The sequence below is a fragment of the Actinotignum stranguriae genome (assembly GCF_051265215.1).
Classification (GTDB): domain Bacteria; phylum Actinomycetota; class Actinomycetes; order Actinomycetales; family Actinomycetaceae; genus Actinotignum; species Actinotignum schaalii_C.
Genome location: NZ_JBOZCJ010000020.1, coordinates 33,548 through 43,650, shown reverse-complemented (window position 1 = coordinate 43,650; position 10,103 = coordinate 33,548). Strand labels below are relative to the sequence as shown.

The following is a 10,103-nucleotide window of genomic DNA, read 5'->3' as shown; positions in this document are numbered from 1 at the left end:
GAGGGAGACCTGGAACGGGCCCGCGCTATCCGCATCGAGGTCTTCTGCGGGGAGCAGGGCGTGCTGCTGGATGAAGAGATTTTTTCTTTGTTTAGTGGTTGCTGTGGTGATCCCGATTAGCGGCTGCACAGGTGAAGGCTCCGGAGGAGCCGAAAATGCTCAAACATCGGCTTCCTCCGAATGGGATCCGAAGTCTTGGAAGTCTGATATAGAGATTTCTCCTAAGTTTACAAGTGAGGAAGATAAGCTAGCTTTCCGGAAACGCTGGCTGGAGCGTAATACTCGGACGATGGGTGTGGTGGATCCACCTGATATTGCTTTAGTTGAGTGGATGGATTCTCCGCATGCGGCCGATGAAAAGCAGGCGGAATGTTTGCGGAGTAAAGGGTTTTCCGCTGAGGTTGCTCCGCAAGGGGGAATCATGTATGACCCTCCGATCCCTGAATCGCAGCAGGAGGCTTTCGGTATGGCTCTCTATGAGTGCCATTCGATGTACTTCCTTGACCCAGAGTTTCTTGCGAATTTGACAGAGGATCAGTTGCGGGTGCAGTGGGATTATTGGGATGAATACTATATCCCCTGCCTGGCGGCGCATGGCTTCACAGTTGATACTTCCGAGCGTCCGGGGCGGGAAGCTTACGCGACGACGTTTTACTCTGATGCTGAGCATCGGTGGTGGCCGGATAATAAGGGTGAGCTTTCTTTCCGAATCACGCCGGAAGTTATGAAGGTATGTCCGGAAACGCCGCCGACGACAGAGTTTTATGGGATCGATTGATCCGCTGTGGATAATGAGGTGTCGTCGTGGAGAATTTCGTGGGACGGGTAGAGCGTAGACAATGCTGCCTTGGGTATTTCGGCTGCATTCTTGTGCTGCTTCTTGCGGGATGTGCGGTTGCTGATAATTCCACTAAGACCGCGAGTTCGCATTCTACTGACGCTCTCTCGGCAGGATGGAATCCGGATTCTTGGACATCTGATATAGAGATTTCTCCTAAATTCACTACGGAGGAGGAGAAGTTAGCTTTTCGAGACCGGTGGTTACAACGCAATGCAGAATTTATGGAATTGAAAGCCCCTCCTAGTGTGTCTCTTGTTGAATGGCAAAAATCTCTGGAGCTCTTCGATAATAAAACTGCAGAATGTTTGAGGGGTAAGGGTTTTGGGGCGCACGCTGCTCCCCAGGGCGGCATCACTTATGACCCGGCAGTGCCAGCAGCGCAGCGGCAAGCATTTGATTTATCCCTGTATGAGTGTCAAGCGATGTATTTCCCTAATCCGGAATTCCTTGAGAATTTGACGGAGGATCAGTTGCGGGTGCAGTGGGATTACTGGGACGAGTATTATATTCCTTGCTTGGCGGCTCACGGCCTTACTGTTGATACTTCCGAGCGTCCCGCGCGGGAAACCTATGTTGCCGGCTTCAACACCGATCCGGAACACCGCTGGTGGCCTGATAACGGAGGATCATTACTACTTCAAATTCCTTCTGAGGTATGGAAAAAGTGCCCTAATATCCCTCCAGAATCAGAGCTTTACGGCTTGGAATGAGGCGTGAGAGATGAGAAACAGGATTCTATGTACCTTAAGTTCCTTATTTATTGCGGTGGGTGGTTGTGCAAGCGGTAATTCTGACTCGGGAAGCGCCGGCGAAACTGGAAGTGAAACAGCTGTAGCTTCACCGTCCGAATGGGATCCGAATACCTGGAAAGCGAAAATCAAGATTTCGCCGCGCTATCACACGGAGGAAGAGAAACTAGCATTCCGCGCGCAGTGGCTGAAACGTAATGCAGAATATTCTGGGATTGAAGCTCCTCCGGATGTCGCTCTTGTTGAATGGCAAAACTCTGTGGAATTGATGGATACCAAGCACGCCGAATGTTACAGAGAAAAGGGTTTTAGTGCCTATGTGCCACCTCAGGGCGGAGTCGCTTTTGACCCGGGTATTCCAGAATCGCAAGAAGAGGCGTACGACCTTGCCTGGTACGAGTGTTATGCGAAGTATTTTCCGAATCCGGAATTTCTCACCAATTGGTCAGAAGATCAATTGAGGGTGATATGGGATTACTGGGATGAGTATTACATTCCTTGTTTGGCCGCGCATGGATTCAAAGTAGATACTTCCAAGCGCCCGGTTCGGGAAACCTATGCCACGACGTTTTACAGTGATGCTGAGCATCGGTGGTGGCCAAACAATGGAGGATCTCTTGAATTCGAAATCCCTCCAGAGGTGTTAAAGGTTTGTCCGGAGATTCCTCCAGCTTCCCAGTTTTATGGCGTGGAATGAGGTACGGCCATGAAACATAAGATTGGATCTACTCTCTGGTTTGTCCTTACAGTGCTGACTGGCTGTGCTGCTGGCGGTTCTGATTCCGGAACTGCTGGCAATGCTGACAGTGAATTGGCAGCGTCCGCTGCATCTGAATGGGATCCGGATTCTTGGAAAACTGATATAGAGATTTCTCCTAAGTTTACAAGTGAGGAAGAGAAGTTAGCTTTCCGGAAACGCTGGCTGGAGCGTAATGCCGAGACGATCGGAGTTATGAACCCACCTGATATTGCTTTAGTTGAGTGGATGGATTCTCCGCGCGCGGACAATGAAAAGAATGCGGAGTGTTTGCGGAGTAAAGGGTTCTCCGCTGAGGTTCCCCCGCAGGGGGGAATTCTGTTTGATCCTCCGATCCCTGAATCGCAGCAGGAGGCTTTAGGTATGGCAGCCTATGAATGTAAATCGATGTACTTCCTTAACCCAGAGTTTCTTGCGAATTTGACAGAGGATCAGTTGCGGGTGCAGTGGGATTACTGGGATGAATACTATATCCCCTGCCTTGCGGCACATGGCTTCACAGTTGATACTTCCGAGCGTCCGGGGCGGGAAGCTTACACGACGACGTTTTACTCTGATGCTGAGCATCGGTGGTGGCCGGATAATAAGGGTGAGCTTTCTTTCCGAATCACGCCGGAAGTTATGAAGGTGTGCCCGGAAGCGCCGCCAATTACAGAGTTTTATGGGATTGACTGATCTGCTGGCGATAGGGGTGTTGCATGAAGCATAGAGTTCTACCGGTTTTTAGTTCGTTACTCATAGTGGTGGGCGGTTGCGCCGCGGGTGGTTCCGATCCTGGAAGTGCCGGTGCAACCAGTCACGGCACCGCCGCGGCTTCAGCATCCGAATGGGATCCGAATACCTGGAAAGCGAAGATTAAAATCTCGCCGCGCTATCACACGGAGGAAGAGAAACTCGCATTCCGCGCGCAGTGGCTGAAACGTGATGCGGAGTTTTTGGAAATTGAGGATCCGCCGGATGTTCCGCTCGTGGAGTGGCAAGAATCATTGGAACAGTCGAATATCAAAATGGCTGAGTGTTTGACCGGCAAGGGTTTTGGATCCCATGTCAATCCCAAAGGTGGGGTCGCTTCCAATGGGAGTATTCCAGAATCGCAAGAGGCGGCATATAACTTGGCTAGTTACGAATGCTATGCGATGTATTTCCTCAATCCAGAATTTCTTACCGACTGGTCGGAAGATCAATTGCGAGTGATATGGGATTACTGGGACGAGTACTATATTCCCTGCTTGGCGGCTCACGGGTTCACCGTCGATACTTCTGAGCGGCCTGCCCGGGAGACATACGTCGCGACATTCCACACCGATGCGGAACATCGATGGTTCCCCAGTAACGACGGATCGCTCTTATTCCAGATTCCTCTTGAGGTATGGAAAACCTGCCCGAATACTCCTCCTGCTTCCCAGTTTTACGGATTGGAATGAGGTCTAAGAAATGAGAAACAGAATTGTATGTGCCCTGAGTCTCCTACTCGTGGCGGTGGATGGTTGCGCGAGCGGGAGTTCCGATTCCGAGAGTGTTAACGAAACCGCAAGCGAAACCGCTGTTGCTCAAGCATCCGAATGGGATCCGAATACCTGGAAAGCGAAGATTAAAATCTCGCCGCGCTACACCACCGAGGAACAGAAGCTTGCTTTTCGCGAGAAGTGGTTGAAACGGCACGCGGACTACTGGGAGATTGAAGACGCGCCCGATGTTCCTTTGGTTGAATGGCGGACACCATCAGAGGAATCGGATATTAAAAGAGCCGAGTGCCTAACCAGCAAGGGGTTTGCGTCTCATGCTAATCCCAAAGGGGGCATCGGTTCTGATGGTGCCATACCGGAATCACAAGAAAAGGCGTACAACTTGGCCACTTATGAGTGCATATCGATGTATTTTACCGATCCGGAGTTTATCACTGATTTATCGGAGGATCAGCTGCGGGTGCAGTGGGACTACTGGGATGAATACTATATTCCCTGCTTGGAAGCGCATGGTTATAAGGTTGATATCTCCAAACGTCCCGCTCGGGAAACCTATGTTGCTAAGTTCCATACCGATCCGGAGCACCGCTGGTGGCCGGATAACGGCGGTTCTCTTGGATTCCGAATCCCGGTAGAGGTCTGGAAAGTCTGCCCGGAGACTCCTCCCGCCACAGAATTCTATGGCATAAAATAACCCCATGATATTTACCATTCACGTGTAACCGCGTGGCTACCACGAAAGGCGTGCTGCCATGAACAAGAAAATAACTCAGATCCTCGCAGGTGTGATAACACTCCTCCTCGTGGCGGCACTGGCATTCTGGGCGGGCCGCACCACCCTGAAACCCCCGGAGCGGATCACCCAAACGGGAGCGGAGACAATGACCGTCACCGTAACCGAGCAAAATATTGGCCGCACCCTCACACTCTCCACCACGGTAGAACGCGCGGCACAACCGGTTGCCGTGAACCAGCTCAACGGCACCATCACCTCCGTTGCCGCAGACGGAGAATTCCACGCCGGCGACACCCTCTACACCGTCGGAAATACCGAGGTAATCGCGGCAGAAGGTTCCACCCCCTTCTGGCGGCCCCTCGCCGAAGGAACCGAAGGTGAGGATGTCTCCCAATACCAGCGGCTCCTTGCCGCCCTCGGCTACTCACGCACCGTGGCAGATGGGAAATTTGGCCCCGCCACCACCGCGGCAACGAAAGCGTGGCAAAAAGCGCGCGGGCAGGAACAGAGCGGCGTCGTCGGCCTGGGAGAACTTGTGGCAGTGCCGCAACTACCAGCTGCGCTCACCCTGGACCGCAGTATTGCTTGGCCCGGAGCGACCCTGAACGGAAGTGAAAATATTATTAACTCGGTGTCCGGAACGCCCAGTTTTTATATGGAAATCACGCGCGAACAGCAGGCTATGATTCAGCCGGGAATGGGGATCCGCGTGAAGCTGGGCGAACAGCCCCTCATCGGTATTACCGGTGAGCCGGAGGAAACAGAAGGGGGCCAGGTCAAGGTCCCTGTTACCGCGGAAGACGGCGGTTTGCTGTGCGGCACTCGGTGCGGGGAATTGCCGGCGAGCCAAAAAGCCTATCTTCTTACCGATATTGAGATTGTGCCCGCGGTGACCGGGCCTACCGTGCCGATCTCCGCGCTATCCACCATGCCGGATGGGACCGTGAGCGTGAGGGTCGCGGGGGAGGCCGCGCCTCGCACCGTCACAGTTCAGACCGTGGCCGGCGGCCTGGCGGTAGTCGAGGGCGTGCGGGCCGGAGAAAGCGTGTATGCGCTGGCCGACGCGAAGAAGGCCGGCGCCCCGGGTGCGCCCGGCGGATCCGGCGCTGATACCGGCTCCCGCGAAGGCGCAGAAACCGGCCCCGGCGCAGATTCAGGCACGGGAACTAGCGAAGGCACGGACACGAGCGAAGGCGCGGAAACCGACTCCAGCGCAGATGCAGAAACCGAAGCCACCCCGAGCCCGGAAAGCACGAAGTAATGGACGCGCCCGGCATCGCCACCCGTGAGCTGCGCTTCCGTTACCGGAAAGGCGCCGAAGAACTCTTCGACGGCCTCACCCACGTTTTCGCCCCCGCCGCCATTACCGCGGTGACCGGGGCCTCGGGGCGCGGCAAATCCACCCTGCTCTACCTCCTCGGGCTCACGCTCACGCCCAGCTCCGGGCAGGTCCTTATTGACGGCGCCGCCGCCAGCGAGCTCACCGACCGGGAGCGCTCGCGCCTGCGTGCCCGCCGGATCGGCTTCGTTTTCCAAGATTCCGAACTTGACCCCACCCGGCCCGTCCTCGATTCCGTGATGGAACCCGGGCTTTACGCGGGACATTCGCTGGCAGCCACCCGCACCCGTGCCCGTGAACTCCTGGCCGGCCTGGGCCTGGAGCACCGCGCCGACCACCGGCCCGGGCAAATCTCCGGCGGGCAGGCCCAGCGCGTGGCGGTCTGCCGCGCCCTCGTCAATTCCCCCACCTTTATCCTGGCCGACGAACCAACCGGAAACCTCGACCCGGATAATGCCAACCTTGTGCTCGGCGCCCTGCGCGAAGCCGCGGAATCCGGATGCAGTGTCATTATTGCCACCCACGATCCCACGGTGGTCAATGCGGCAGATGAGGTGGTGCGACTATGAAATTCGCTGTTTTGCTACGCGAAGGCGCGAAAAATGCGCTCGGGGCCCTGGTCACCACCATCTTGGTGGCCCTGGTGCTCGGGGTGATGTGCGCGGCGTCGCTCGTGACGGTGGGCCGTCAGGCCGCCACCGAAGCCGAGCTGCACCGCCAGCTCACCGGCCCGCAAGCCCGCCAGCTCACCCTCATAGATCAAAAAAACGCCGGGCTGCTCCCCGAAGCATTCTTGGAAACCCTGCACGGCACCTCCGGGGTGGCCGGGGTAGTGGGATACCGGAGCACGGTGGACGTGGTCAATGGATCGCTCGGCCCGGCCTCCCAGCTGTTCGCCCTGGTGGAAACCGGTGGCGACATCTCCAAAATAATTACATTAACAGCCGGGCGTTATCCCGGTCCGGGAGAAGCTATCGTGCCCGAAGCCATGCTGCCGCAGCTGCGCCTGGCCTTCCCCAGTGGGTACGTGGAATCGCGCGGTGGGCGGCAGTGGGCCGTGGTCGGCTCCTTCACCCCCAGCGGCGGATTCGAGGACCTCGATAATTACCTCCTGGCCGGGGGTGGCTCGGGTGCCTACGTGCGGGTGACCGCGCTGGCCAACGACGCCGAAAATATTGCTGCGGTGACCGATGTTGCGCTCGCCGCCATTGGGGATTTCGATCCCGCCAAGCTCATTATCCGCAGCTCCGTCAGCCAGGCGAAACAGGGCGTGGCCGTGACCGGGCAGGTCGCGGGCATGGGTCGCGCCCTCCTCATTCTCATTCTCGGGGTGGGGGCGCTCTTTATCGCCGCGGTGGTCCTGGCCGACGTGCTTATCCGCCGCCGCGACCTGGGCCGGCGCCGTACCCTCGGCATTACCCGCGGCGGGCTGGTGGCCTTGGTGATCGCGCGCATTGCCTACCCGGCGGTGGGCGGCACCGCGCTGGGCATCGCCGCGGCCTGGGGTTATTGCCGGCTGAGCGGTAATCCGGTCGCCCTCGATTTCTCGGTGGCGGTGGGGGTGCTCGCGGTGCTCGTGGCGCTGCTCGCCTGCATTCCCCCGGCGATTTTTGCGGCCTACCGTGACCCGGTGGAGGTCATGCGCACGCCGTAGCCGCGCGCATTACACTGGCTGTCATGTACGTGGCGAGTCGTTTTGCGTTGGAACCGGAACGCGCGGTGGAACTAGCTGCCCAAATCGGGGTGGGAGAATTAATAACGGCCGGCCCGCGCGGCCTGGACGCCACCCTCCTTCCTTTTAATATTAAGTACGACGACGCCGGCACTCTCCACCTCCACAGCCATATGGCACGTATTAATCCCCAGGCGAGCGATAGCGGGCCCTGCCTTATGGTGGTTACCGGGCCAAATACCTATATATCACCCTCCGATATGCCACCCGGCCCGGCAGATGCGCCGCTGGCCCGGGTTCCCACCTGGAATTACCTCACCGTGCACCTGCGCGGCGAGCTCACTATCCACGAGGATCCCGCCTGGCTCATCCCCACCCTGCGAGAATTAGTAGACGCCCACGAAATTGCCCACCACGGTGGCACCTGGCGCCCCGATACCCACGCGCGGCCTGACCAGCTGCGCCGCATGCTGCGCGCCATCGTGGGCGTGGATATTAAAGTCACGGAGATTATTGGCAAGGCCAAGCTGTCCCAGAACTTATCAACGGAGGAGATTGCCGCCACCGCAGCCAGCTTGCGGCGTCGTCGTGAAAAAAATGCTGCCACGCAGATAGCCGAGCTAATGGAAAACCTGGCCATCCCCACCGCTGCGGCGCGCGAAAAAGCCGTGGAACGGGCGAAACACGGGCCCTGGGCCGCCCGCGCCGGCACGGAAACCGAAGGGAAACGCACCGAAACTTAATATGCCATCGCTCGCGGCAAACGTGCCCTATCTCACGTACACTGTGAACATGGAATTTCTTGAGGAGAACGTCGACCCCCTGGATCTTTCTGCCATGCAGCTGGCGCGGCGCATGCGCACCGGCCGTGTGGACCCCGTTGCGCATACCGAACGGGTGCTGGAACGGGCCCGCAGCCGCGGCGCCGCGGTGGGTGCATTCACACATATCGCAGAAGAATTCTCGCTGCGGCAGGCACACGCCGCCGCCGCGCAACTGAAAGAGGGCAGGGGAGGGCCGCTCACCGGGGTGCCTTTCCCCATCAAAGACCTCGACGACGTGGCCGGCCTGCCCACCGAATACGGCTCGCGGGCCATGCGCGGAAATATCGCCACCACCACCGGCGGAGTAGCCCAGTCCATCCTGGACGCCGGCACCGTGACCATCGGAAAAACCACCACCCCGGAATTCGGTTTCGTCGGCTACACCGAACCGGACGGCCTCACCCCCGCGCGCACCCCCTGGGACCTGGCCCGCAGCGCCGGCGGATCCTCCGGGGGAGCGGCCGCGGCGGTTGCGGCCGGCGTGGTCCCCATCGCGCACGGGAACGACGGCGGCGGCTCGGTCCGCATTCCCGCCGCGCACTGCGGGGTACTCGGCATCAAACCCAGCCACGGGTTGGTCTCACCCGGACCCGGATCCTCCTTCTTCTCCGATAGCGGGCTGGCCACCGCCGGGGTGCTGGCCCGGACTGCCCGCGATTTGGCGGCCGGACTCGATATTATTGCGCGGCGCCGGCCCGGGGATTGGAGCCCCTACCCGGGAGCGGGGGACTACCTGGCCACCCTGGATGCGGAATTCGGGTGCGGGCCGCAATCGCGCAGCCGCGCCCTCGCCTTGGCTGACCTGCGGGTGGGGGTGCTCACCGAACCGCTCAATGTTGATACCGAGATCCACCCCGCCTGCCTGGAGGCGGTGGCGCGGGCCGCGGAAGATTTCCGTGCTATGGGTGCGCGGGTGGAGCAGATCGCGCGGCCCTTCGGGCCGGAAGCCTGGCAATCCTTTATGCCGATCTGGCAGGCGGGCGCGGCTGCTATCCCGCTCCCGCCCGAACGCGAGGAACTCCTCACCCCGATGAGCCGGTGGCTGCGCGCTCGCGGGCGGGAAGCAACCGCGCCGCAACTCATGGCCGGCTTGCAGGGAATGTACGCCATTGCTCGGCGCATGGGGGAGGCTTTCGCGGATTGTGACGTGATTGTGAGTCCGGCGCTCGGTACTCCGCCGGCCGACCCGGCCTGGGTGTGCTGCCCGGATGATCCGGCTGAAGATTTCCGGCGCCAGTGCATTGTGAGCCCGTGGACCAGCTCCTGGAATATGTTTGGACCGGCCGCGGTAGCCATCCCGATCCACCGCGCGGAAGTCGATGGCACGGAGTTACCTTTCGGGGTGCACGTGGGTGCCACCCGCTTCGGGGAAGAACAGCTGCTGCTCTCCATTGTGGCCGCCCTGGAAACCCTGGATCCCTGGCCGCTGATCCGGCAGCCGCGCCAGTAACGGGCGTGCCGTGAGCGCGCGGTGGTGAGCCGCGTGGGATACTCCGCGCGGCCCGCTCTGCGCGGCGCTGCCCGGCCCGCCTCCGCGCCCCGAATTTTAAGCGCATAAATATCAATGACCTAACGGAAGTGTTCACGTTGTGGACGCTCTGGACGGATGCGCACCATTCTTTGCGATGATAGCCCGCATCCGGTATTCCCACGCGTCACGCACTGCCGGTCTATCGCTCAAGGGTGAGAGGCTGAGCGGGAGGGGTGCATAACTTCTCC

General features: G+C 59.1%; 11 protein-coding genes. All 11 read left to right on the top strand.

Annotated features, from left to right (window positions below):
* The first annotated feature begins 103 nt into the window (after positions 1 to 103).
* Genes ACRQEG_RS07390 through ACRQEG_RS07340 form a run of 11 tightly spaced genes read left to right on the top strand, consistent with a single transcriptional unit; the run spans position 104 to position 9,834 of the window.
* Positions 104 to 778, top strand: coding sequence for a hypothetical protein (locus ACRQEG_RS07390; RefSeq protein WP_435717558.1), 675 nt, complete (start codon positions 104 to 106; stop codon positions 776 to 778).
* Positions 779 to 804: 26 nt separating this feature from the next.
* Entirely contained in the window at positions 805 to 1,551 is a 747-nt protein-coding gene (locus ACRQEG_RS07385; protein WP_234984412.1) for a hypothetical protein, read from the top strand.
* Between the two features lie 10 nt (positions 1,552 to 1,561).
* On the top strand, positions 1,562 to 2,287 hold the full coding sequence (locus tag ACRQEG_RS07380; RefSeq protein ID WP_087069961.1) for a hypothetical protein: 726 nt from the start codon (positions 1,562 to 1,564) through the stop codon (positions 2,285 to 2,287).
* A gap of 9 nt (positions 2,288 to 2,296) precedes the next feature.
* The gene (locus tag ACRQEG_RS07375; RefSeq protein WP_087069960.1) at positions 2,297 to 3,022 is read left to right on the top strand and encodes a hypothetical protein; all 726 of its coding nucleotides are present in this window, start codon (positions 2,297 to 2,299) and stop codon (positions 3,020 to 3,022) included.
* A 23-nt stretch (positions 3,023 to 3,045) separates the two neighbouring features.
* Positions 3,046 to 3,771, top strand: a complete 726-nt coding sequence (locus tag ACRQEG_RS07370; RefSeq protein WP_087069959.1) for a hypothetical protein — start codon at positions 3,046 to 3,048, stop codon at positions 3,769 to 3,771.
* A gap of 49 nt (positions 3,772 to 3,820) precedes the next feature.
* Complete coding sequence (locus ACRQEG_RS07365; RefSeq protein ID WP_234984411.1) at positions 3,821 to 4,507, top strand: hypothetical protein; 687 nt, start codon at positions 3,821 to 3,823, stop codon at positions 4,505 to 4,507.
* A gap of 58 nt (positions 4,508 to 4,565) precedes the next feature.
* Complete coding sequence (locus ACRQEG_RS07360) at positions 4,566 to 5,810, top strand: peptidoglycan-binding domain-containing protein (protein ID WP_087069957.1); 1,245 nt, start codon at positions 4,566 to 4,568, stop codon at positions 5,808 to 5,810.
* Positions 5,810 to 6,457, top strand: coding sequence for an ABC transporter ATP-binding protein (locus tag ACRQEG_RS07355; protein ID WP_016441826.1), 648 nt, complete (start codon positions 5,810 to 5,812; stop codon positions 6,455 to 6,457). The genes ACRQEG_RS07360 and ACRQEG_RS07355 overlap by 1 nt, the downstream gene beginning before the upstream one ends.
* Complete coding sequence (locus ACRQEG_RS07350; protein WP_087069956.1) at positions 6,454 to 7,542, top strand: FtsX-like permease family protein; 1,089 nt, start codon at positions 6,454 to 6,456, stop codon at positions 7,540 to 7,542. Before ACRQEG_RS07355 ends, ACRQEG_RS07350 begins: the two co-directional genes overlap by 4 nt.
* Before the next feature lie 23 nt (positions 7,543 to 7,565).
* The gene (locus tag ACRQEG_RS07345) at positions 7,566 to 8,303 is read left to right on the top strand and encodes an FMN-binding negative transcriptional regulator (protein ID WP_087069955.1); all 738 of its coding nucleotides are present in this window, start codon (positions 7,566 to 7,568) and stop codon (positions 8,301 to 8,303) included.
* Between the two features lie 49 nt (positions 8,304 to 8,352).
* Complete coding sequence (locus tag ACRQEG_RS07340; RefSeq protein WP_435733831.1) at positions 8,353 to 9,834, top strand: amidase; 1,482 nt, start codon at positions 8,353 to 8,355, stop codon at positions 9,832 to 9,834.
* Positions 9,835 to 10,103: the final 269 nt, after the last annotated feature.

Coding starts and splice junctions, on each gene's coding strand:
- ACRQEG_RS07355 (WP_016441826.1), top strand. CDS start 5,810: ATGGACGCGCCCGGCATCGCCACCCGTGAGCTGCGCTTCCGTTACCGG.
- ACRQEG_RS07350 (WP_087069956.1), top strand. CDS start 6,454: ATGAAATTCGCTGTTTTGCTACGCGAAGGCGCGAAAAATGCGCTCGGG.
- ACRQEG_RS07345 (WP_087069955.1), top strand. CDS start 7,566: ATGTACGTGGCGAGTCGTTTTGCGTTGGAACCGGAACGCGCGGTGGAA.
- ACRQEG_RS07370 (WP_087069959.1), top strand. CDS start 3,046: ATGAAGCATAGAGTTCTACCGGTTTTTAGTTCGTTACTCATAGTGGTG.
- ACRQEG_RS07380 (WP_087069961.1), top strand. CDS start 1,562: ATGAGAAACAGGATTCTATGTACCTTAAGTTCCTTATTTATTGCGGTG.
- ACRQEG_RS07340 (WP_435733831.1), top strand. CDS start 8,353: ATGGAATTTCTTGAGGAGAACGTCGACCCCCTGGATCTTTCTGCCATG.
- ACRQEG_RS07375 (WP_087069960.1), top strand. CDS start 2,297: ATGAAACATAAGATTGGATCTACTCTCTGGTTTGTCCTTACAGTGCTG.
- ACRQEG_RS07360 (WP_087069957.1), top strand. CDS start 4,566: ATGAACAAGAAAATAACTCAGATCCTCGCAGGTGTGATAACACTCCTC.